Origin of the sequence: Amycolatopsis sp. 2-15 (assembly GCF_030285625.1) — a bacterium.
In the GTDB taxonomy this organism is placed as follows: domain Bacteria; phylum Actinomycetota; class Actinomycetes; order Mycobacteriales; family Pseudonocardiaceae; genus Amycolatopsis; species Amycolatopsis carbonis.
The window spans coordinates 3,144,557-3,165,860 of record NZ_CP127294.1 but is presented as its reverse complement, the minus strand read 5'-3'; the positions used below and the strand labels follow the sequence as shown (position 1 = coordinate 3,165,860).

At 70.8% G+C, this 21,304-nt stretch carries 19 protein-coding genes; 7 read left to right on the top strand and 12 right to left on the bottom strand.

Annotated features, from left to right (window positions below):
* Window positions 1–98: 98 nt before the first annotated feature.
* Window positions 99–440 carry a bifunctional 3-phenylpropionate/cinnamic acid dioxygenase ferredoxin subunit gene (locus QRX50_RS15480; protein WP_285972635.1) on the bottom strand — a complete coding sequence of 114 codons (342 nt, stop codon included), beginning with the start codon at window positions 438–440 and terminating at the stop codon, window positions 99–101.
* A 166-nt stretch (window positions 441–606) separates the two neighbouring features.
* On the opposite strand from QRX50_RS15480, the gene QRX50_RS15475 reads away from it, so the two are divergent.
* The 3 genes from QRX50_RS15475 (at window position 607) to solA (ending at window position 5,049) form a co-directional block, all read left to right on the top strand.
* Entirely contained in the window at window positions 607–1,392 is a 786-nt protein-coding gene (locus QRX50_RS15475) for an IclR family transcriptional regulator (RefSeq protein ID WP_285972634.1), read from the top strand.
* Between the two features lie 220 nt (window positions 1,393–1,612).
* The gene (locus tag QRX50_RS15470; RefSeq protein WP_285972633.1) at window positions 1,613–3,907 is read left to right on the top strand and encodes an FAD-dependent oxidoreductase; all 2,295 of its coding nucleotides are present in this window, start codon (window positions 1,613–1,615) and stop codon (window positions 3,905–3,907) included.
* Window positions 3,904–5,049 carry an N-methyl-L-tryptophan oxidase gene (solA, locus tag QRX50_RS15465; protein ID WP_285972632.1) on the top strand — a complete coding sequence of 382 codons (1,146 nt, stop codon included), beginning with the start codon at window positions 3,904–3,906 and terminating at the stop codon, window positions 5,047–5,049. Before QRX50_RS15470 ends, solA begins: the two co-directional genes overlap by 4 nt.
* Window positions 5,050–5,053: 4 nt before the next feature.
* Here the strand turns inward: solA and QRX50_RS15460 are convergent, their stop codons facing one another.
* Window positions 5,054–5,704: a dTMP kinase gene (locus QRX50_RS15460; RefSeq protein WP_285972631.1), complete on the bottom strand. Its 651-nt coding sequence runs from the start codon at window positions 5,702–5,704 to the stop codon at window positions 5,054–5,056.
* A 39-nt stretch (window positions 5,705–5,743) separates the two neighbouring features.
* The gene (locus tag QRX50_RS15455; RefSeq protein WP_285972630.1) at window positions 5,744–6,769 is read right to left on the bottom strand and encodes an aldo/keto reductase; all 1,026 of its coding nucleotides are present in this window, start codon (window positions 6,767–6,769) and stop codon (window positions 5,744–5,746) included.
* Window positions 6,770–6,909: 140 nt separating this feature from the next.
* On the opposite strand from QRX50_RS15455, the gene QRX50_RS15450 reads away from it, so the two are divergent.
* Entirely contained in the window at window positions 6,910–7,551 is a 642-nt protein-coding gene (locus QRX50_RS15450; RefSeq protein ID WP_285972629.1) for a TetR/AcrR family transcriptional regulator, read from the top strand.
* On the opposite strand, the gene QRX50_RS15445 is transcribed toward QRX50_RS15450, so the two are convergent.
* Complete coding sequence (locus tag QRX50_RS15445; protein ID WP_285972628.1) at window positions 7,548–7,979, bottom strand: hypothetical protein; 432 nt, start codon at window positions 7,977–7,979, stop codon at window positions 7,548–7,550. The two genes, QRX50_RS15450 and QRX50_RS15445, sit on opposite strands and share 4 nt — an antisense overlap.
* A gap of 194 nt (window positions 7,980–8,173) precedes the next feature.
* On the opposite strand from QRX50_RS15445, the gene QRX50_RS15440 reads away from it, so the two are divergent.
* Window positions 8,174–9,166, top strand: coding sequence for a hypothetical protein (locus QRX50_RS15440; RefSeq protein WP_285972627.1), 993 nt, complete (start codon window positions 8,174–8,176; stop codon window positions 9,164–9,166).
* Between the two features lie 96 nt (window positions 9,167–9,262).
* Window positions 9,263–9,559 carry a hypothetical protein gene (locus tag QRX50_RS15435; protein WP_285972626.1) on the top strand — a complete coding sequence of 99 codons (297 nt, stop codon included), beginning with the start codon at window positions 9,263–9,265 and terminating at the stop codon, window positions 9,557–9,559.
* A 38-nt stretch (window positions 9,560–9,597) separates the two neighbouring features.
* On the opposite strand, the gene QRX50_RS15430 is transcribed toward QRX50_RS15435, so the two are convergent.
* Together QRX50_RS15430 and ahcY are read right to left on the bottom strand one after the other, a co-directional pair.
* The gene (locus tag QRX50_RS15430) at window positions 9,598–10,431 is read right to left on the bottom strand and encodes an acetoacetate decarboxylase family protein (protein WP_285972625.1); all 834 of its coding nucleotides are present in this window, start codon (window positions 10,429–10,431) and stop codon (window positions 9,598–9,600) included.
* A 366-nt stretch (window positions 10,432–10,797) separates the two neighbouring features.
* Window positions 10,798–12,279, bottom strand: coding sequence for an adenosylhomocysteinase (gene ahcY, locus QRX50_RS15425; RefSeq protein WP_285972624.1), 1,482 nt, complete (start codon window positions 12,277–12,279; stop codon window positions 10,798–10,800).
* A gap of 98 nt (window positions 12,280–12,377) precedes the next feature.
* Here ahcY and QRX50_RS15420 point away from each other — a divergent pair, with 98 nt between their 5' ends.
* Window positions 12,378–14,651, top strand: coding sequence for a hypothetical protein (locus tag QRX50_RS15420; protein WP_285974470.1), 2,274 nt, complete (start codon window positions 12,378–12,380; stop codon window positions 14,649–14,651).
* Window positions 14,652–14,765: 114 nt separating this feature from the next.
* Here QRX50_RS15420 and QRX50_RS15415 read toward each other — a convergent pair whose 3' ends face one another.
* The 6 genes from QRX50_RS15415 to QRX50_RS15390 form a co-directional block, all read right to left on the bottom strand.
* On the bottom strand, window positions 14,766–15,491 hold the full coding sequence (locus QRX50_RS15415) for an LPXTG cell wall anchor domain-containing protein (RefSeq protein WP_285972623.1): 726 nt from the start codon (window positions 15,489–15,491) through the stop codon (window positions 14,766–14,768).
* 334 nt (window positions 15,492–15,825) lie between these two features.
* Window positions 15,826–17,379: an amino acid permease gene (locus QRX50_RS15410; RefSeq protein ID WP_285972622.1), complete on the bottom strand. Its 1,554-nt coding sequence runs from the start codon at window positions 17,377–17,379 to the stop codon at window positions 15,826–15,828.
* A gap of 80 nt (window positions 17,380–17,459) precedes the next feature.
* Entirely contained in the window at window positions 17,460–18,374 is a 915-nt protein-coding gene (locus QRX50_RS15405) for a cation diffusion facilitator family transporter (RefSeq protein WP_285972621.1), read from the bottom strand.
* A gap of 181 nt (window positions 18,375–18,555) precedes the next feature.
* A complete protein-coding gene (manA, locus tag QRX50_RS15400; RefSeq protein ID WP_285974469.1) occupies window positions 18,556–19,788 on the bottom strand; it encodes a mannose-6-phosphate isomerase, class I in 1,233 nt (410 codons plus the stop codon).
* Window positions 19,789–19,895: 107 nt separating this feature from the next.
* On the bottom strand, window positions 19,896–20,990 hold the full coding sequence (locus tag QRX50_RS15395; RefSeq protein WP_285972620.1) for an SIS domain-containing protein: 1,095 nt from the start codon (window positions 20,988–20,990) through the stop codon (window positions 19,896–19,898).
* Window positions 20,974–21,219 carry a Trm112 family protein gene (locus QRX50_RS15390; RefSeq protein ID WP_285972619.1) on the bottom strand — a complete coding sequence of 82 codons (246 nt, stop codon included), beginning with the start codon at window positions 21,217–21,219 and terminating at the stop codon, window positions 20,974–20,976. The genes QRX50_RS15395 and QRX50_RS15390 overlap by 17 nt, the downstream gene beginning before the upstream one ends.
* Window positions 21,220–21,304: the final 85 nt, after the last annotated feature.

Below are 21,304 nucleotides of genomic sequence, written 5' to 3'. Positions count from 1 at the left end.
GGGTTGCTCCATCCGGGCGCGCCCGAGCAGGTGCTGGACGGCCCGTGAAGGTTCCCGGGCAGGCCTCGGGAACCCCCACGGGCCTCGGGTGGGAAGAGCTACGCGGTGAGCTGGGCGCTGCCCTCACCGACGACGGCCGGCACCGGCGCGTCGACGAGCACCACACCGTCGGTGACCACCACGGCGTAGGTCCGGACGGGGCTCTTCGCAGGCAGGCAGGTCGGCACGCCGGTGCGCAAATCGAACTGGGCCGCGTGCAGCGGGCACTCCACGAAGCAGCCTTCGAGCCAGCCGTCGGCGAGCGAGGCGTCCTGGTGGGTGCAGGTGTCGTCGATGGCGTAGAAGCCGGTGGCGGTGTGGAAGACGGCGATCGGGGTCGGGCCGTCGATCCGGAGGGACTCACCCTCGGGCAGGTCGGCGACGGCGCAGGCACGGATCATCGGGAAGCCTCCGGAAACGGGTCACGGGAACCGGGAGCGGTTCGTGAATGTTGCGCATGACGCGTCGATGTGCACTGTGCGCAACAGTGCGGCCCGCCTGCCCCCGTCGTCAAGGGATTCGCCCGCTCAGCCGAACAGATCGCCGCCCAGCCGTTAGTGTTGCGCTATGCGGAACCAGGACTCGGGCAACGCAACGGGAAGTCAAGTTCAGTCGGTCGACCGCGCGATTCACGTGCTGGAACTGCTCGCACGCAACGGGGAGTCGGGGATCACGGAGATCGCCGGTGAGCTCGGGGTGCACAAGTCGACCGCGTCCCGGCTGCTGAGTGTCTTGGAACAGCACGGGCTCGTCGAGCAGCTGGGCGAGCGCGGGAAGTACGCGATCGGGTTCGGCATCGTCCGCCTCGCCGGCGCGGCCACCGGCCGCATGGACCTCGCGAAACTCGGCCGCCAGACTTGCCAGGCCCTGGCCGAGGAGCTGGGCGAGACCGTGAACATCGCGATCGCCGACGACGGCGTGGCCATCAACATCAGCCAGGCCCGCGGCGCGGCCGCCATCACCACACAGAACTGGACCGGGCAGCGCACGCCGCTGCACGCGACCTCCAGCGGCAAGGTGCTGCTGGCCGCGATGACCGAGGCCGACCGCAAGCGCGTGTTCGGCCACGGCCTTGAGCAGTACACGCCACGCACGACCGTGGACCCCGAGGAGCTCGAGTCGGAGGTCGAACGCGCGGCCGAGGACGGCTACGCGGCCTGCTTCGAGGAGCTGGAGCTCGGCATGCACGCCGTCGCGGTGCCGATCCACGGCCCGGGTGGCGAGGTCGTGGCGGCGATGAGCGCTTCGGGGCCGTCGTACCGGCTGTCTAAGCAGCGGATCAAGCAGATCGTGCGGCCGATGACCGAAGCGGCGAAAGAACTTTCAGCGCAACTGGGCTACTACGCCAGCTGATACTCCCCCTGGCGTCGGATCGCCTCTGCCGACGTTCGCGTTACGGGCTTCACCTGCCCGGGCGCAAGCGAAAAACCGCTTCCCCACGCGGTCTTGACACACGCCCCCGCGATCCCGCACTTTGTTGCAGAAGACGGAACACACACCCCCATCCGCAACCTGGCCCGTGCCCGGCGGGTCGTTCGGCGCGCCCGGTGAACCCCGGCCAGGAGGTACCGCGATGGCAGCCCGACCGCGAGTGGTCGTCATCGGCGCCGGGCTCGTCGGCTGCGCGCTGGCCGACGAGCTCACCGAACGCGGCTGGACCGACGTCACGGTGCTGGAGCAGGGGTCGCTCTTCACCGGTGACGGACCGGGCCTCGTGCGCCAGACCGACGCGGATCGCACCATGACGGAGTTCGCGAAGTACACCGTGGCCAAGTACGGCTCGCTGACGCTGGAGGGCCGGTGGTGCTTCCAGCCCGTCGGCGGCCTGGACCTCGCGACCACGCCGCCACAGCTGGCGGAGCTCCGACGACGCCACGGCTGGGCGACCTCGTGGGGCGTGCGCGCGTACCTGCGCTCGCCGCGGGAATGCGCCGAACTGCACCCGCTGCTGGACCCGGCGCAGGTCCTCGGCGGCCTCCACACCCCGGGTGACGGCGTGGCGAAACCGCTGCGCGCCGCCGAGGCCCAGGCCCGGCGCGCGATCGACCGCGGCGCGCGGTTCCTGGCGGGTCAACGGGTCATGGCCATCGAGCGCAGCGGCGGGCGCGTCACGGACGTGCGCACCGAGACCGATCGGTTCCGCGCCGACGTCGTGGTCTCCTGCGCGGGGGTGGGCGCGCCGGCGATCGGGCGGCTCGTGGACCTGGTCGTGCCGCTGGTGCCCTTGGCCCAGCACTACGTGCGCACGATAACGCTGCCCTCGCTCGCCGGCCACAATGATGACTTCACGGAGGCAGGCAAGCCGGTCCTGCGCCACGGCAGGCTGTCGGTGCGCGAGCACGTCGACCGCCTCGGCCTCGGCAGCGCCGCGCCGCGCACGGCCGGGCCGTTCGCCCCGGCCGACTTCGAGCAGCCCTGGGCCGAGGCCGTGCGCCTGCTGCCCGCGCTGGCCGACGCGAAAGTCGAGGACGGCGTGACCAGCCTGGTCGCGGCCACCGCGGACGGCAAGCCGCTGCTCGGCGAGCACCCGGACCTCGACGGTTTCTGGGTCGCCGAGGCCGTGGCCTTCCCGCACGCCGCCGGTGTCGCGCGTGAGGTGGCGCGGTGGCTCGTCGACGGGCAGCCTCGGCTCGACCTGCACGCGAGCGACCTCGCCCGGTTCGAGCGGGTGCAGCTCGCCCCGGGCCAGGTGCGGGAACGCGCGATCCGGACGTTCGCGGGCACCCGGCACGACGAGCCGCGGCCGCCGTTGCGCACGTCGCCGTTCTACGAGCGGCACGTCGCCTTGGGTGCGCGCTTCGCGGAAACCGGCGGCTGGGAGCGCCCGGTTTGGTTCTCCGCCAACGAAACCCTGCCCGAGCTGGCGCGCGTGCCGGCGTCGGCCGAAGGGCGGACGGCGGGCGCCGAGGCGATCGTCGCGCGCGAGCGGGTGGCGGTGTTCGACCTGACGCCGGCGACCCGGCTCGAGGTCACCGGACCGGGCGCGCTGCCGTTCCTGCGGACGATGACCACCAACGAGCTCGGCCACGCGCCGGGTGCGGTCACGTACACGCTGCTGCTCGGCGAAGACGGCGGCGTCCGCAGCGATCTCACGGTGGCCCGCCTGGGCACCGACCGGTTCCAGGTCGGGGCCAACAGCGCCCTCGACGTCGACTGGCTGCGCCGCCACCTGCCCGGCGACGGCACGGTGCAGATCCACGAAATCACCGCGGGCACGTGCTGTCTCGGCGTGTGGGGCCCCCTCGCCGCGCGGGTTCTGGCTCCACTGTCCACAACGGACCTGCCGGCGGACGGCGCGGTCACCGCGTTCATCGGCGCCGTGCCGGTACTCGTGCTGCGCCGGTGCGGCGATCCCGGCTGGGAGCTGCACACCAGCGCGGATCTGGGCCGCCTGCTGTGGGACACGCTATGGGAAGCCGGGCAGCCGCACGGGATCGTCGCCGCCGGGCACGAGGCATTCTCGAGCCTGCGGCGGGAGGACGGTCGGCGCACGTGGGGCGTCGACTTCACCGCGGAACACGACCCGTACGAGGCCGGGCTGGGTTCGGCCGTGCGCGAGGACAAGGGGTACTTCCTCGGCCGTGACGCACTGCTCGGGCGCTCGGCCGCCACCGTCGGGCGCAGGCTGACGTCCCTGGTCACCGACGATCTGGTGCAGGGCAAGGAACCCGTGTACTTCGAGGGCTGCCCGGCGGGCTACGTCACGAGCGCGGCGCGCGGCCACACCGTCGGCAAGAACCTCGCCTACGCGTGGCTTCCCGTCGAATGCGCGAAACCTGGTACACCGGTGGAGATCGAGTACTTCGGCCGGCGGGTACCGGCGGTCGTGGAACCCGAGGGACCGGACGGCACGAGGAGAACCGCTTGACGCACTACGACGTGATCGTGATCGGCCTCGGCGGCATGGGCAGCGCCGCGGCGTACCGGCTCGCGCAGCGCGGACAGCGGGTGCTCGGCATCGACCAGTTCGCGCCCGTGCACAACCTCGGCTCCAGCCACGGCGGTTCGCGCATCACACGCCAGGCCTACCTCGAAGGCCCCGACTACGTGCCGCTGCTGCTGCGCGCGCACGAGCTGTGGGACGAGGTCGAACGCGACACCGGCCGCCACCTGTTCACCCGCTGCGGCGGGCTGATGGCCGGGCCGCCGGACTCGCGCACGATCACCGGCAGCGTGCTCTCGGCCGAGAAGTTCGACATCCCGCACGAGTTGCTCGACGCGGCGGAGATCCGCCGCCGCTTCCCCACGGTGGCCCCGCGCGACGACGAGGTGGCGCTCTACGAGCCGGGCGCCGGGTTCGTGTCGCCGGAGGGCAGCGTCGCCGCGCACCTGCAGCTCGCCGCGCGCCACGGCGCCGAGCTGCACCACGAGGAGCAGGTGTTCACCTGGAGCACGTCGGAGTCCGGCGTGCGCGTGGGCACGACATCGAGCTACTACACGGCTTCGCGGCTGGTGCTGTGCCCGGGCGCGTGGGCGCCATCGCTGCTCGCCGACCTCGGCGTGGACTTCGAGGTGCAGCGGCAGGTGCAGTACTGGTTCGAACCGGCGGACGCGGCGCCGTTCGCGGCCGACCGGCACCCGGTGTACCTGTGGGAAACCGAGCAGGGCGACCAGTTCTACGGCTTCCCCGCGCACTCACCGCAGGGCGTGAAGGTGGCTTCGCACTACGCCGGCACGCCGTGCACGGCCGACACGATCGACCGCCGCGTGCACGACGACGAGGTGCGCGCTATCACCCGCCTCGTCGGCTCGCGGCTGCCGAAGCTGGGCACGTTCCGCCGCGCCGCGACCTGCCTGTACACGAACACACCCGACGAGGACTTCGTGATCGCTCAGCACCCGGCGCACCCGCGGTTGGTCGTGGCGTGCGGTTTTTCGGGGCACGGCTTCAAGTTCGTGCCCGTGGTCGGGGAGATCGTGGCCGATCTGGTCGTGGACGGGAGCACGACGCACCCCATCGCCCTCTTCGACCCCGCACGATTCGACCCCGCGGGCTTCGACGAACGCTGAGGGCTCAGGACAGCAGCGACTTGGCCAACGTCGGCAAGTCGACACCGGCCACCCCGTCGAGCACGTGCCAGGGCGCGAGCCAGCCGGCCGCGGCCAGCTCGTCGTACACGGCGGCGCAACGCTGCTGCAGGGCGTCGTCGGATTCGAACGCGTCCCGTGCCCGCGCGCTGTCCGCGGCGGCGCGGCGGACGGCCCGTTCGGCGGCGACCTCGGGCGACACCCGCAGCAACAGGTGCGCGTCGGGTCGCGGGAGCGCGAAGCGGTCGACCTCGAGGCCCCACACCCAGCGCACGACGTCGCCGTCGGCGTTCTCGCTCAAGCGTGCGGCGGCGTACGCGGCGTTTGAGGCGACGTAGCGGTCGAGCAGCACCACGTCGTTGTCCGCCAGCAGCGCGCGGATCTCGTCGGCCGCGCCGCGGCGGTCGAGAGCGTAGAGCAGAGCCATGCCGTAGACGGAGTCGGCGAGGTCGCCGTGGCCGCGGTGCAGGGCCTCGCGCACGAGGTCCGCGTGGATGCTGCGGCCGTAACGCGGGAACGCCAGGCTGCCGACCCGCGCGCCCCCGCGTTCCAGCTCAGCGGTGAGCCCGTCCGCGAGGGTGCGCTTGCCGGCACCGTCCAGACCTTCGATCACGACCAGTCGCCCCACGGGGCTCACCCTAGGACAGGCACCACCGGCCCGGCGCTACCGGCAGTCCTATCGACCCAGCGGCGGGGTGCCGCCGTAGGACCAGTTCTGGTCCAGCGTGACCTCGCGCTCGCCGGCGACCGTGAGCGCGTCGAGCCGCTTGAGCTCGTCGGCGGTGAGCTCCAGCTCGGCGCCGCCGGCGTTCTCCGCCAGGCGATCGACGTGCAGGGTGCCCGGGATCGGGACCACGCCCGGCGCCTGGGCGAGCAGCCACGCGAGCGCGACCTGGCCGGGCACGGCGGCGTGGGCCGTGGCGATTTCCCGCACGATCTCCACGGCGGCGAGGTTGGTCTCGAATACCTCACGCGCGAACCGCGGCATCTTGCGCCGGTAGTCGTTCTCGGGCAGGTCGTCGAACGAGGTGATCTTGCCCGTCAGCATCCCGCGGCCCAGCGGGCTGTAGGGGACGACGCTGATGCCGAGCTCGCGGCACAGCGGGAAGACCTCGTCCTCGATGTCGCGCGACCACAACGACCACTCGGTCTGCACCGCGGTGATCGGGTGCACGGCGTGCGCGCGGCGGATCGTGTCGGGCGCGGCCTCGCTCAGTCCGAGGTAGCGCACCTTGCCCTGCTCGACGAGCTCGGCCATCGCCCCGACGGTCTCCTCGATCGGCGTGTCGGGGTCCACGCGGTGCTGGTAGTACAGGTCCACGTGGTCGGTGCCGAGCCGCTTCAGCGACCGGTCGATGCGCTCGCGCACGTACTCCGGGCGGCCGTTGATGATCGCCGGCTGACCGTCGAACGGGCCCCGGACGATGCCGAACTTGGTGGCCAGCACCACCTGGTCGCGGCGGCGCGCGATCGCCTTGCCGATGGCCTCCTCGCTGTCGCCGTAGACGTCGGAGCTGTCCACGAGGGTGACGCCGAGGTCGAGCGCACGGCCGATCAGGGCATCGGCCGAGTCGTCGGTGGCGTCGTCCTGGGCCTGACCGTAGGGACGGGCGAAGCCCATCGCGCCGTAACCGATGGCACCGACGGTGGGACCGGTCGAGCCGAGCTGCCGCTGGGGAATGGGGCCCTGGGGTGTGGCCATGGAAGGAATCCTTAGTCGCGGTGGTTGATCTCCTCGACGCGGATAAGTCCGCGCCTGTGGACCACCATAAGTCCACGAGTGAGGACTTAGCAACCCGCGCGTGACTCCGAACCACCGACGCGCCTCGTACCCTGGCCTCCATGAGTCCTGATTCGACGCCGAAGCGCCGCGACCCCGTGGCCACGCGCGCGGCGATCCTGAACGCCGCCCGCAAGGCGTTCACCGAGCACGGCTACGACGGCGCCGGAGTCCGCGAGATCGCCGGTGCGGCCGACGTGGACGCGCGGCTGATCGGCAAGTACTTCGGCTCGAAGGAGGGGCTCTTCGCCGAGGTCGTGGAGATCGCGTTCGAGAAGTCGATGATGATGACGCCCGAACTCAACGCCGAGGCGGCGCGGGCCCTGCTGACCGGCGACGACCCGCACGCGTCCGACGGGATGCTGCTCACCCTGCGCTCCGTTGCCAACCCGCGTGCGGCGGCGATCATGCGCGAGAGCATCGAGCGCAACTACCAGAGCCGGCTCGCCGACGCGCTGCCCGGAGCCGGCACCACCGGCCGCTCGGCGCTGCTGATCGCGATCTGCGCCGGGACATTGCTCAACCGCATGCTGCTCGGTTCGACCGTGCTCAACGGCGCTGACGCCGAAGACCTGATCCCGTTCCTGCACGCGGCGCTCGACGCCGTGGCCGAAGACCCGGACCGGACCGCTCCGGACGAGAAGGTGGTCGACCGGCGGCCCGGCGGGAGGGACGGCACCGCCGGGCCGGCCGGTACGCCTTAGGCGGCCTCGCGCCACGAGTGCAGCAGGTAGCCCCCGCCGCCGGTGAGCAGCAGGCCCGCGAGGATGAGCAGCGGCAGCCAGCCGGAGTCGTGGTCCTCGGGCGGCGGGGTGTCACCGCGCGGCAGGACATCGGCCACGAGCCGGATGGCGCGCGCCTCGCCGGTGGCCGACCGCGGAACGAGGTGGGCGTTGCCGACGCCGGCGGGCTGCGCCGCGCTCGCGCCCGGTGCCGACGTCAGCAACGCCATGCCGACGAGCGCCACGAGCGCCAGAACCCGGCCCGTGGTGCGTACTCTCTCGATCCGGACCCGGCCACGGCGGGCGGCGGCCCGGGCGGTGACGGGTAGCTGCTTGGCGAACACCGGCACGGAACCTCCCCACCCCACGACGTGACCCTCGGTCGTCACAACGGTGAACAGTGCGGTCACGCGGAGCAAGATGCTCTTCCGGTGATCAACGCGTTCCGGGTCAGTTCTGGAACACGGAATAGGCACCCTTACGTGGCCAACCACCCCGAACGGGGGTCGGAGCGGCTACCGTGCGCTGCTAACGTGAACGTTCCGCGGTGTTCACGGCCGGCGCACGCAGTGATCTCCACACTGGTCTGGTGAAGGGACAAGCGGTGTCTCGAGACGGGGAAGGCGCACTGATCATCGAACCTGTTCGCCGTGGCTCTGGCGATCTGCCCGCGGAGCTGGCCGACGCGTTGCGCACCGGCGAGTTCCACCACGCCCTGCGCACGGCCATCTCGCATCGGGGACTGTCACTGGCCCGCCTGCGCGCCCACCTGGCGCTGCGCGGCGTCCAGATTGGACAGTCGACGCTCAGCTACTGGCAGCGGGGGCTGCGCCAGCCCGAGGTGCCCAAAGCGTTGCCGGCCGTCCGCGCCCTGGAGTCGGTGCTGCAGCTGCCGGCGGACTCGCTGGTGGTGCTGATCGGCCCGCGCACCGCTCGCCCGCGCGGGCACCAGGCCGCGGTGTCGTTCCACGACCTGCGCTCGGGCGACATGGGCTCGATCGTCGACCAGCTGCTCACCGACCTGGGTGTGCTGCCCTCGTCGAACCACTCCAACGCCGACCTGGAGCTGCTCTCGGTCCACGACCGCATCACGGTCGACGAGCGCCGCCGCCAGGTCAGCATCCGCACGCGCTTGGTCACGCGCGCGCGACGGCACGGCCCCGACCGCTACGTGACCGTGTACAACGGCGACCCCGGCTGCAAGATCGACGACGTCGAGCTGATCACCGCGGAGGGTTGCCGCGTCGGGCGGATCCGGCGCCACCCCGGCGGCGAGACGATGGCGACCGAGCTGCTCTTCGACCGCAAACTCGGCGAGGGCGACATTCACGTCTTCTGCTTCGAGGTGCGCGACGACTCCAGCGCGTTGTTCCCCGGCTACTACCGCATGCTGCGCGACCAGGCCGCCAGCTACCTGCTGCAACTGCAGTTCGCGCCCACCGCGATGCCCGCGCGCTGCACCCGCCAGGTCCGCGCCCGCGACGACGCCCTGCCGGTCGAGGCCGAAGAACTCCCGCTCGACACAGGCGGCGTGACGAGCGGCTACTTCAGGGACGCGGGACCGGGGCTGGCCGGGATCGCTGTGGAGTGGAACTGAGCCGACCGGTGAACAACGGGGCCCCCGACCTGCGTTGACGGGCCCAGATGCCGCGCGCACGATGAGTTTTCGGGGCAGCCTCACCAGGAGCCGAAAATGAGTTTCGTGCAAGTCATCGAGTTCAAGACCTCACACCCGGACGAGCTGAACGAGCTCATGGACGAGTGGAAAACCGCGACGCAGGGCAGTCGCACGGCCACCCACGCGGTCGTGATGAGCGACCGCGACCACCCCGGGACGTACATGGAGTTCGTCGAATTCCCGTCGTATGAAGAAGCGATGCGGAACTCGGAGCTGCCGGAGACCGCGAAGGTCGCCGAGCGCATGGGAAAGCTGTGCGACGAACCGCCGGTGTTCCACAACCTCGAGGTGATGCGGGACGAACGGCTCTGAACGGCCGGGCGCCTCTCGGGCACCCGGCCGCCACCGCATCAGAGGATGATCAGATCCGTGACGCTGTAGGACAACGAGCCGCGGAAGCCCGCGCCGGTGCGCTGCGGGGCCAGGTCAGCCAGCTCCTCGGCCTGCGCGGGGAAGAAGGACAGCTCGCCGGTGCCGGTCCACGTGCCGGCCACCTGCGGAGTGTCCAAAACGGACTGCGTCAGCTCGTGCACGGCGGGGTTCTCGTACTGCCCCTTCGTCAGCCGCGGGAAGTGGCGCAGGTTCACGATCGGCCGGCCGAGCGCCGGGATCGTGGGCGCGGTCTTCTCGAGCGTCACCTGCGCCTGCGCCAGCTGCCGGCCGTTCGACGACAGCGTTGCACCGAACCGGCCGCCGGGGCCGACCACGGGGCCGGCCTGGCTCGGCACGCCGAACGCGCGGGTCTGGTGCACGGCCCCGATCTTCTTCGGGAAGCCCTGGATCCAGCCGCGGGCCAGCGCCTCGTCGTTGTCCACGTAGATGAACGGGCACCACGCCACGGGCGAGCCCTTGTGCACGGCGTCGAGCAGCACGAGGAACTCGCTGTACTGGCTGCGCACCGGGTCGAGGTAGGTGTTGTCACTGGCGGAAAACTGCCAGTCGATGAACAGCGCGTAGCCGTGCCCTGAACTCGCCGGGTCCGGGTCCAGCCCGGTCGGCAGCGACGCGGCGGCCGCGGCCGGCGTGGTCCAGAACTCGACGCCGACCACGTCACCGACGTAGTGCCACGGCGGCGTCGGCGCGAGGTTGGCCACCCCGCGGGCGCTGAGCGGATAGCTGTAGCCCTTGAGCCGTTCGTTCACCGGCGTGGTCGTGGCACCGTCAGCGAACGCGGGGGTGCTCATCGCCCCCGCCGCCACCGCGGCCAGCCCTCCGGCGATTACCCCTCTTCGGCCCACTTCTCCTGCGGACAAGGCAGATCCCCTTCACTTCGACAATCCCCCGGCCGCGGTGCGCGGCCGCTCTCTTCGAAGGAACCACTGGATCGGGCCGAACGGTTCCGCGCGCGGAGAGGCCGGAGCCCAGGAGGCAGACCCGAAGCGGATCTTCGGGCACATCGGACGTCGCGGGCTTGTCCTCGGCCGGGGAACCGGAGTGCACTGCGGGGTGGTCTGAGCCGCCGGGGCGTCCACTATGGAGGCAGGCGCATCCGGAACGCCGAAGCGGCGCCCGGGAACACCCCCGGGCGCCGCTTCGGCACTGCGAAAACCTCAGTAGCGGTAGTGGTCCGACTTGAACGGGCCTTCCACGTCCACGTCGATGTACTCCGCCTGCTCCTTGGTGAGCTTGGTCAGCTCGCCGCCCAGCGCCTCGAGGTGGATGCGCGCCACCTTCTCGTCGAGCTTCTTGGGGAGGCGGAACACCTCCTTGTCGTACTCCTCGTGCTTGGTGAACAGCTCGATCTGCGCGATGACCTGGTTGGAGAAGCTGTTCGACATCACGAACGACGGGTGCCCGGTGGCGTTGCCGAGGTTGAGCAGCCGGCCCTCCGACAGCACGATGATCGTGTTGCCGTTGGGGAACACCCACTCGTCGACCTGCGGCTTGATGTTGATCCGGTGGATGCCCGGGTAGCGCGCGAGGCCGGCCATGTCGAGCTCGTTGTCGAAGTGGCCGATGTTGCCGACGATCGCCTGGTGCTTCATCTTCGCCATGTGCTCGACCATCACCACGTTCTTGTTGCCGGTGGTGGTGATCACGATGTCGGCCTCGGGAAGGACGTTCTCGAGCTTCTTGACCTGGAAGCCGTCCATCGCCGCCTGCAGCGCGCAGATCGGGTCGATCTCGGTCACGATCACGCGCGCGCCCTGGCCGCGCAGCGACTCCGCCGCGCCCTTGCCGACGTCGCCGTAACCGCAGACCACGGCGACCTTGCCGCCGATGAGCACGTCGGTGCCGCGGTTGATGCCGTCGATCAGCGAGTGGCGGATGCCGTAGCGGTTGTCGAACTTCGACTTCGTCACGGCGTCGTTCACGTTGATCGCCGGGAACAGCAGCTCACCAGCCGCGGCGAGCTGGTAGAGCCGCAGCACGCCGGTGGTGGTCTCCTCGGTGACACCGCGGACACCCTCGCCGATGGTGGTCCACTTCGAGGAATCGGCGGCAGCGCCCGTGATGGACGCGCGCAGCAGCTCCAGGAAGACCTTCCACTCGTCGGGGTCCTCGTCGTCGGCGGGCGGCACGACGCCGGCCTTCTCGTACTCGGTGCCCTTGTGCACGAGCATGGTGGCGTCACCACCGTCGTCGAGGATCATGTTCGGACCCTCGCCGTCCCAGGTGAGCATCTTCTCGGTGCACCACCAGTACTCCTCCAGCGACTCGCCCTTCCAGGCGAACACCGGCACGCCCTTGGGCTCCTCGGTGGTGCCGTGCGGGCCGACGACCACGGCGGCGGCCGCGTGGTCCTGCGTGGAGAAGATGTTGCACGAGGCCCAGCGGACCTCGGCACCCAGCGCCACCAGCGTCTCGATGAGCACGGCGGTCTGCACCGTCATGTGCAGCGACCCGGAGACCCGCGCGCCCCGCAGGGGGTAGACCTCGGCGTACTCACGGCGCAGCGACATCAGGCCCGGCATCTCGTGCTCGGCGAGGCGGATCTCCTTGCGGCCGAACTCGGCGGCCTCGAGGTCGGCGACGGCGAACTCGATGCCGCCCCGGGTGTCGTGCCGCTTGGCAACGCTTTCGGGGGTCATAGTGCGGTTCCTCCATGGATTGATGGCATCTGAACAGTACCGTTGTCGGCTTGACGTCCCCCCGACCGGCTTAGGAGACCCTTACCGTGCCCGCCCCGCTGCCCGGCCCCGACACCCGCATCGTCGAGCTCAGGGTGGCCGGACTCGCGGGCACGAGCGGCGAGACGCTGCTGGACGCCGTGTCCACCGTCGACGTCGCCGGCGACGGGATCGGCCGGATCGTGCGCCCGGCGGACCGGCTGCGGCGCCCGGCCCCCGGTCCGATGGTGCCCGCGCTGGGCCGCTCCATCCCACGCACGCTCGAAGGATACCTGTGGAGCCGCATGACCTCGGGCGGCGCCGCCAAGGCCACGTGGGCGCTGCTGTTCCCGTTCTCGCTGGCCAACGTCGCGTTCTGGATGCTGCCGCCGGTGCACCGCGCCCGGTGGCTCGGCGGGCTGTGCCGCGGGCTGCTGCGTGTGGTCGCCGTGCTGCTCACGATGCTGCTGGTCGGGCAGGTCGCCGTGACCGCGCTCGACCTGTTCGCCACCCAGTGCCTCGCGCCGGGCAGCGGCTGCCTGCCGTGGGTGCCCTCGTGGCTGCGCACGGACCCGGCGCGGCTGACGATCGGCGTCGCCGTGCTGTTCGCCGTGGTCGTCCTGCTGCACCGGATCTCGTCATCGAACTGGCAGGTCAAAGCCCCTGAGCCCCGGGCCCGGCGTGGCTCGCCGATGCAGCTGCTCGCCGACCCGGAGGCACCCGGGATGTCCGCGACGCACACGGTCGCGGCCCTGGCCTGCGTCGCGTTGCTGCTGCTCGGCGGACCGCTGCACGTGCCCGACGACGTGCCCCGGCTGATCGGCTGGATCTGTGTGCTGGGACTGGTGGTCGCGGTGATCGTCGGCGCGGCGATCGGGAGCGACCCCGGACGCGTCGCGCGGCGAACGCTGATGACCTTCGCGGCGGCGCTGGTGGTCTTCGCCGCCGTGCTCGCCGCGCCGCTGCCCGAGCGCGGCGGCCTGCGCGGCACCGACGGCACGGTCGAAGGACTCGGCGCGGCGCTGCTCGGGATCACCATCCTGTTCGCGCTGGCGCTCGTGCCGATGGCGCTGCTCGCGCGAACGACCTGGAAGACGCGGCCGAAACGGCTCCGTCCGTGGCTCGGCGGCTGGGCGGCGGCACCGGTGGTCGCGCTCGCCGGCCTGCTCGGCGGCGGCTTCGGCGCCGGGCTGGGCATCGCGATCCGCCGGCTGCTGGGCACGGACGGGCTGCGGCTGCCCGACACCTACGAGCTGATCACCGTGCTGTGGGGCGCCGGCCTCGCATTGATCGCGGTGCTCGCCGTGGCCGGCTACGCGATCGCGGTGCCGCTGCGTCGGCGCCGCCGCGGGATCCCGGCGCTGGTCGAGCTGGTGCAGCTCGGCGCGAAGCAGGAAAAAGCCGCGGCCCGCGCGTGGGCCCGCTCCGCGTGGGAACGCCGGCACCTGCACCAGCTGGCGATGATCGTGGCCATCGGGCTCGGTGTCGCCGGGCTGGCGTTGCTGGTGGTGCGCTTCGGCTTCGACCTGCGGCCCTCGTGGTTCACGCCGGTGTCGGCCGTCGGAGTGTTCGCACTCGGCGGTTTCGCGGCGGGCCTGCTGCGAGTGGTCTACTCCGCCGCGCGCACGCCGGAACGCAACCGGCACCTCGGCGCGCTGTCGGACCTCGTGTCGTTCTGGCCGCGCGCGGCGCACCCGACCGTGCCGCCTTGTTACGCGCTGAAGGTCGTGCCCGAGCTGACCGAACGCGTCAAGGAGCACCTCACCGAACCCGGCACGCGCGTGGTCCTGTCCGGACAGAACCTCGGCAGCCTGCTTTCGGTGCTCACGGCCGCGCGCCTGTTCATGGAGCTGACCCCCGACGAGCGCGATCGCGTCGGACTGCTCACCGCGGGGTCGCCTCTGCAGTGGGGTTACCAGCGCGCGTTCCCTGCGGTGCTGCCACAGGAAGCGCTCGCGACGTTGTTCGGCGACCTCGACGGCCGCTGGCGCGCGCTGTGCCGGGGCACGGACATCTTCGGCGGCGGCGTCACGACCTGGCGGCACAACGTCTCCGGCCGCCACCTCATCGGCGACGGCTACCTGCCCGAAGGCGGCTCCGGCGCGCTCGAAGCGACGCCCGAGGACTCCGGCGTGCTCGTGCTCGGCGGCGACCACTGGCTGCCCGACCCGCTGCGCGCGCCCGACGCCCGCCACCGCTGGGCCCCGGGCGTACTCAAGCACACCGACTACCTGGCCGACGCCGAGTGGGACCAGGCGCTGGCGATGGCCGCGGGGCTCGGCCGCCCGGGCGGCCGCTCCCGGCTGCTGGGCGAACAAGGCTCATTGTTCGGCGATCTGCCTCGCCCGCGCTGAAAATCCTTGTGCGGTAACCAAAAGCTTGTGCGGTAACAAGAAGACCGGAGGGGAGCCGCACCCGTGGGCAAACGGGTGCGGCTCCCCTCCGGTTTCAGGAACCCGAAAAGCAGGTCAGTTGGCGCCGCGGCGGCGGAACTTCAGCAGCGCGAGCAGGCCACCACCGACGACGAGCAGCGCCGCGGCGATGTAGATCAGCCACGCGTTGTCGAAGCCGGTGTTGGCGAGCTGGCCGCCGGTGCCACCGGTCTCGTTGCCGGCCGGGGCGGCGACAACGGCCGAGGTGCTGGTGGGCGCCTCGGTCGGGGCGGCCTGTGACGTGGTCGGCACCGACGAGGTCTCGGTCGGCTGCGTGGTCGGCGTCTCCGACGGCTTGGTCGGCTGCGTCGTCTCAGTCGGCTGCGCCGTCTTGCCGATACAGGCGAACCAATGGCTGATCGTCGCCTGCTGGCCACCACCGTTCAGCGGCGAGCGGAGCTTCTCCCACGGCGGGGTGGTCGCGAGCTCGCGCTTGCCGGGCTCGTAGACGTTGTACCCGTCGCCGCCCTTGACGACGACGGCCTCGACGGTGACACCGTCGGCGACCTTCGTGATGTTGAGGTACTTGTCCTTGGTGGTGCCACCGGTGAAGGTGAAGACCGACGCGGCGTCCTCCTGCGTCACCAACGTGCCCGGCAGGTGCGCGCCGGCGCAGGTCGTGACGTTCGCGCCGACCGGGTTCGCGCGGGTGTCGTCGGAGTGGCACGCCAGCGCGGAGGTGGCAGTGCCCAGCAGCGCCAAGCCGGTGGCGGCAGCGACTGTCAGACCTGCGCGAAGGGGTCGTCTGGTGATGGTGGGCATTCAGAGAACTCCTGTACCGAACGGGGGATACCGAGCGAAGATGAGTGCACTCCCAGTGAGGATCGAAACCACTTACCGTATGAATCACACACGAGTGATTAACCCGCCAGAGGGAAGACGAAGCGGACGGTATCGCATACGGCTCACTCGCTCACCCTGCGTTCGAGAGGTGGTCCAAACCGAGACGCGGAGGTAATTTTCTCGTGATCATTCTGATTTAGGTGACAACTCGGCCACATCACGCAACCTTCACGCTCCCCGGTGAATGCCCAGGTGGGAGACGTAAAACGGCCCGCCACCCCGAGTGGGGCGACGGGCCGCTACGAGCAGTGGTTCAGTCCTCTGAAGGCGGCGCTGAAGGCCCTGTGGAAGCCGATTTCGCCGCAGGTTCCTCACCCGAGGCGATCCGCTTGCCCAGCAGCGAGTGACGCCGGCTGTAGACGAAGTAGATGACGACCCCGACGACCATCCAGACCACGAACCGCAGCCAGGTCAGCACCGTCAGGTTCAGCATCAGCCACAGGCAGGCGAGGATCGCCAGGATCGGGATCAGCGGCACCGCGGGCACGCGGAACGCGCGCGGCAGGTCCGGTCGCGTCCGGCGCAGCACCAGCACACCCGCCGACACGAGGATGAACGCAAACAGCGTGCCGACGTTCACCATCTCCTCGAGCTTGTCGGCCGGGAAGAACGTGGCCGCCACGGCCACCAGGCCGCCGACGACCAGCGTCGCGCGCTTCGGGGTGCCGTGGCCGCCGGTCTTGGCCAGCCCGCGCGGCATGAGGCCGTCGCGCGACATCGCGAAGATGATCCGCACCTGGCCGAGCATCAGCACCATCACGACGGTCGTGAGGCCCGCCAGCGCGCCGACGGAGATGACGTTCGCGGCCCAGTCCACGCCGTTGACGGAGAAGGCCGTGGCGAGCGTCTTGTGGCTGCCGTCGCCGGCCGAGGTCGCCAGATCGGTGTAGGGCACCATGCCGACGACCACGAGCGACACGGCCACGTACAGCACCGTAACGATGGCCAGTGAGCCGAAAATGCCGCGCGGCACGGACTTCTGCGGGTTGCGCGTCTCCTCGGCCGTGGTCGCCACGATGTCGAATCCGATGAACGCGAAGAACACCAGCGACGCACCGGCCAGCAGGCCGAAGACGCCGAACGAGCTGCTCTCGCCACCCGCGATCACCGAGAACAGCGACTGCTCGACACCACTGTCACCGGGGGCACCCGGCTTGGCCTCGGGGATGAACGGCGTGTAGTTCGCACCCTTGATGTAGAAGATGCCGAGGATGATCACGAAAAGCACCACGGCGACCTTGATGCCCGTGATCACCATGGAGAACCGTGAAGACAGCTTCGTGCCGATGGCCAGCAGCGTCGTCAGCGCGACCACGACCACGAGCGCGCCCCAGTCGATGGTGACCCAGCCGAGGTCGATGGTGGTCTTCGCGCCCTTGCCGAAGAGGTAGCCGAGCACGGTCTCGAGGTAAACCGACCAGCCCTTCGACACGGCGGCCGCGCCGACGGCGAGCTCCAGGATCAGGTCCCAGCCGATGATCCACGCCATGAACTCGCCGAACGTGGCGTAGGAGAACGTGTACGCGCTGCCCGCGACCGGCACCGTCGAGGCGAACTCGGCGTAACACAGCGCCGCCAGCGCACACGCGATCGCGGCGCACACGAACGCGACCGACACCGACGGGCCGGAGAAGTCACCCGCCGTGCGCGCGGTGAGCGTGAAGATGCCCGCGCCGATGACGACCGCGACGCCGAACACGGTCAGATCCCAAGCGCCCAGGTTTCTTCGGAGCTTGGTCTCGGGCTCGTCGGTGTCCGCGATGGACTGCTCGATCGACTTCGTGCGCCACAAACCCTGCCCGGGCACAGTGACCTCCTGATGACCTGCGTGCAAACGGGGTGAATCACCCTAACGCGGCAATCTGGAGGCTGCGCGGTGGGAGTTGCTCACCGCGCGTTGCGGTCGAGATCCGGTTCGAGGTAGATGAGCGACGCGACGGGGACCTTCGCGCGAACGCGGGCCTCGGCGTCGTCGATGGCCAGGGCGACCTCTGACGTATCGAGGCCGGGCACCAGTGCGAGCTTGGCGGCCACGAGCAGCTCGTCGGGGCCGAGGTACTGCGTGCGGATGTGGATCACGCGCTCGACCTTGCCCGCGGCCAGCTCGTCGACGATCGTCGCGAGGTCGGTGTCCGTCGCACCTTCGCCGATGAGCAGGCTTTTCATCTCGACGATGAGGATCACCGCGATCACGCCCAGCAGCAGGCCGATCATCACAGTGCCGATGCCGTCCCACACCGGATCGCCGGTGAGCGTGGACAGGCCGACGCCGAGCAGCGCGAACACCAGACCGATGAGCGCGCCCGTGTCCTCGAGCAGCACGACGGGCAGCTCGGGTTCCTTGGCCTGGCGGATGAACCGCCACCAGCCGACGTTGCCCTTGATCTTCCGCGACTCGCCGATGGCGGTGTAGAAGCTGTAGCCCTCCAGGCAGATCGCGACCAGCAGGATGATCACGGCCACGATCGGCGAGTCCAGGCCTTCGGGCTCGATGATCTTGTGGATGCCCTCGTACAGCGCGAACGCCGAGCCGAGCGTGAACAGCATCAGCGCGACGATGAACGAGTAGAAGTACCGCTCCCGGCCGAAACCGAAGGGGTGTTCCTTCGTGGCGCGCCGGCGCGACGACTTCTGCCCGAGCAGCAGCAGGCCCTGGTTGGACGTGTCGGCCAGGGAGTGCACCGACTCCGCCAGCATCGACGACGAGCCTGTGACCAGGAACCCGACGAACTTCGCCACCGCGATCCCGGCGTTGGCCGCGAGCGCCGCGATGATCGCCTTGGTACCGCCACCTGCTGACACGGCGTGCTCCCCTGCCTGTTGCGCAATGGATTCCCGAAATGCCCGATCGGGAGCCTAGAGGACCGATCACCACGCCGTCGCTTCGGCCACGTGAACGTTTTGAGCTCGAACCCTGCGAACCGGGAAGGGCACCTCGCGGGAACCGGAGTCCCTCGAGGTGCCCTTCCCGGCACGTCGGAAGTCAGTCTTCGCAGGTGCCGGCGGTGGCGCGGAACAGCTGGGCCGGCCGGCCCGCGAGCGGGCGGACCGAGACGGCCGGGTCGGCCGCGGGCAGCCACACCGACTGGCCGCGCAGCAGCTCGACCTGCTCCCCGTCCTCGGCCGTCACGAGCAGGTCGCCGTCGGTGCAGAGCAGGATCTGCGGGCCGGTGCAGTCGACCACGAGCTCGGTGTCGTCGCCGGCCTCCCACCGCATGCGCGAGAGCTCGAACTCCGGCGCGTCGGTGTGGTAGACGGCCATTCGCCGGCCGGTGCATTCTCCTTGCTGCACCGGCATCTCGCCGCACGCGAAGTCGACCACACGCAGCAGCTCCGGCACGTCCACGTGCTTGGGAGTGAGGCCGCAGCGCAGGATGTTGTCCGAGTTGGCCAGGATCTCCACGGCCGTGCCCGACAGGTAGAGGTGCAGATTGCCGGCCGGCAGGTAGATCGCCTCGCCCGCGCGCAGCGTCAGGCGGTTGAGCAGCAGCGCGGCCAGCACGCCGGCGTCACGCGGGTGCGCTTCGCCCAGCTCCAGGATCGTGCGGCACTCCACGCCGAACTCGCCGTGGTCGGCGATGTGGCGCACGCACGCGTCGAGGACCTCGGGCAGCAGCCCGTCGAGCGAGGCTTGCGGCAGCGTGATCCACGTGGTGAACAGCGCGCGTAGCCCCGCCGGGTCCGGCTGCGCTTCCAGCAGGCCGGTGTACTTCGCCAGCCCCGGCGTTTCGATGGCTTTGAGCAGCTTCACCGTGCGCTGCGGGTCGCGGAACCCGGCCAGTGCGTGGAACTCCGTGAGTGCGCAGACCAGCTCGGGTTTCGCCGTCGGGTCCGGGTAGTTGCGGTTGGGCGCGTCGCGCGGGATGCCGAGGCGCTCCTCGCGTTCGTGCCCTTCGGCGGCCTGCGCGGCCGACGGGTGGGCCTGCATCGACAGGGGCTCCTCGGCCGCCAGGATCTTCAGCAGGAACGGCAGGCGGCCGCCCCAGCGCTTCGCACACCGTTCGCCGAGCTGGCCGACCGGATCGGCGTCGACGAGCTCCAGGAGGCTCCGTTCGGTGCCGTCCTGCCCGAGCACGCGGGACGGATCGCCCGGGTGGGCACCCATCCACAGCTCGGCCTCGGGGTGCGGCGCCGGCACCGGACGTCCCTGCAGCTGCGGGATCGCGGTGCGCGATCCCCAGGCGTAGGGCCGTACGGCGTTGCGCAACAGCTCCACTGTCACCTCAACTCCCAATCCTTCCCATCGGCCGGAGCCGATGTCGTGCGAGCGGTGCCGTCCCCACGGCGCCCGTCCGCACTTCCTCCCCCTGATCCCGTGAGCCGTCAGGCGGTCACCGGCTCGTACCTCCCGGCGCCGCCGATGTTGCCCGCCGCGAGCCCGAGGTACACCGCGGCGAGCTCGAACCGCAACGCGAGCACCGCGGCCCGGACTATCTCGTCCGCTTCGAACTCCTCCGCGGGCGCGATCACGTCCGCGTCCGGAAGGAACTCCTCGGCCTGGAAGCGGGCCGCCTCTGCGGCGGGCCCGGTCCGCACCGAGAGCAGGAGCACTCTCGTGGCGGTTCCACCGGGTGAGTCGTCCGGATCGGCGAAGATGTCACGCTCTTGGCCGCCCGATTGCGCAATTCGGCGAAGTGCGGGCCGCGCAAGCGCTTGCCGGTAGTCCTCCGCGTCGCACACCACGCCCGAGTGAGCCGCGAAAGCGTGCGCCGCGTGCTCCGCGACGGCCACCGCCACGGGGTCGAGACCCCACAGCAGCGGTACGCGGTCGGCCACGCGCAGCGCGAGCGCCTTGGCCGGGTTCGCGAACGACTCGCGCGCGAGGTAGTCCTTCTCGGCCTCGAGGTCGAGCTGGTCGGCGAGGGCCTGCACGTCGGCCACCAGCAGGCCCAGCGCGTTGGCTGTGAGCAGCCCGGCGGCGAGCCCGCGCGGGAACGCGAGCTCCGGCGGCACCGGGATGCGCGGCGCGAGCAGCACGCCCTTGCCGGCCACCGAAGCGGCGACCGGGCCTTCCGCCGGAGCGGAGAGCACCACGGTCGCGCCGAACCGGGCCGCGCGCTCCAGCGAGGCGGCCAGCTCGCGGTCGCCCGCGTCGTCGGTGTGCGCGAACACCACGTCGAGCGCGCCGATCCACGTCGGCACGATCTCGGCCACCACGACCGGCACCGGGCACGACGGCGCGAGCAGGGCCGCCAGCAGCCGCGTGAGCGTGCGGCTCACGCCGGGCCGGTCGATCAGTACCAGCGAACGCGGGCGCCCCAGGTCCAGCCGGTCGCTCAACTCCAGCTCGGCCGCGGCCTCGGCGGTCGCCCGCACCTGCGCCCCGGCCATGGCGGCGGCACGCAGCAGCCCCGCGCTGTCGGCCTCGGCCAGGCGCGTGGGGTCGTCGAGCAGCGAATCGTCAAGCACTGTCGGCATGGCTGTCATCCGGCTCACCGGGGGTGCCAGGGGCACCAGCACCACTGAGTACCGCTTCGTCGAGAAGCAGCACGGGGATCCCGTCACGGACCGGGTACACCCGGCCGCACTCGGTACAGGTCAGCGCTTCGGCATCCGCGTCGTCCGGCGTGCCGGGACGCAGCGGTGCGTGATCCGGCGACGGGCACGCGAGGATCTCGAGCAGCTGGGCGTCAAGCGTGATGGCCATGGTTCCTCCATACCACGCGTAGGTGGGTCGTTACGGCACCTTCCGGACACAGTTCGCCTCGGTCGGTCCGCATCAGCGTGGCTTG

Bases quoted from the DNA above. Each gene is read 5' to 3' on its own strand.
- QRX50_RS15480 (WP_285972635.1), bottom strand. From the start codon at position 440: ATGATCCGTGCCTGCGCCGTCGCCGACCTGCCCGAGGGTGAGTCCCTC.
- QRX50_RS15475 (WP_285972634.1), top strand. From the start codon at position 607: ATGCGGAACCAGGACTCGGGCAACGCAACGGGAAGTCAAGTTCAGTCG.
- QRX50_RS15470 (WP_285972633.1), top strand. From the start codon at position 1,613: ATGGCAGCCCGACCGCGAGTGGTCGTCATCGGCGCCGGGCTCGTCGGC.
- QRX50_RS15455 (WP_285972630.1), bottom strand. From the start codon at position 6,769: ATGGCCACACCCCAGGGCCCCATTCCCCAGCGGCAGCTCGGCTCGACC.
- QRX50_RS15450 (WP_285972629.1), top strand. From the start codon at position 6,910: ATGAGTCCTGATTCGACGCCGAAGCGCCGCGACCCCGTGGCCACGCGC.
- QRX50_RS15435 (WP_285972626.1), top strand. From the start codon at position 9,263: ATGAGTTTCGTGCAAGTCATCGAGTTCAAGACCTCACACCCGGACGAG.
- QRX50_RS15430 (WP_285972625.1), bottom strand. From the start codon at position 10,431: ATGAGCACCCCCGCGTTCGCTGACGGTGCCACGACCACGCCGGTGAAC.
- ahcY (WP_285972624.1), bottom strand. From the start codon at position 12,279: ATGACCCCCGAAAGCGTTGCCAAGCGGCACGACACCCGGGGCGGCATC.
- QRX50_RS15415 (WP_285972623.1), bottom strand. From the start codon at position 15,491: ATGCCCACCATCACCAGACGACCCCTTCGCGCAGGTCTGACAGTCGCT.
- QRX50_RS15395 (WP_285972620.1), bottom strand. From the start codon at position 20,990: ATGCCGACAGTGCTTGACGATTCGCTGCTCGACGACCCCACGCGCCTG.
- QRX50_RS15390 (WP_285972619.1), bottom strand. From the start codon at position 21,219: ATGGCCATCACGCTTGACGCCCAGCTGCTCGAGATCCTCGCGTGCCCG.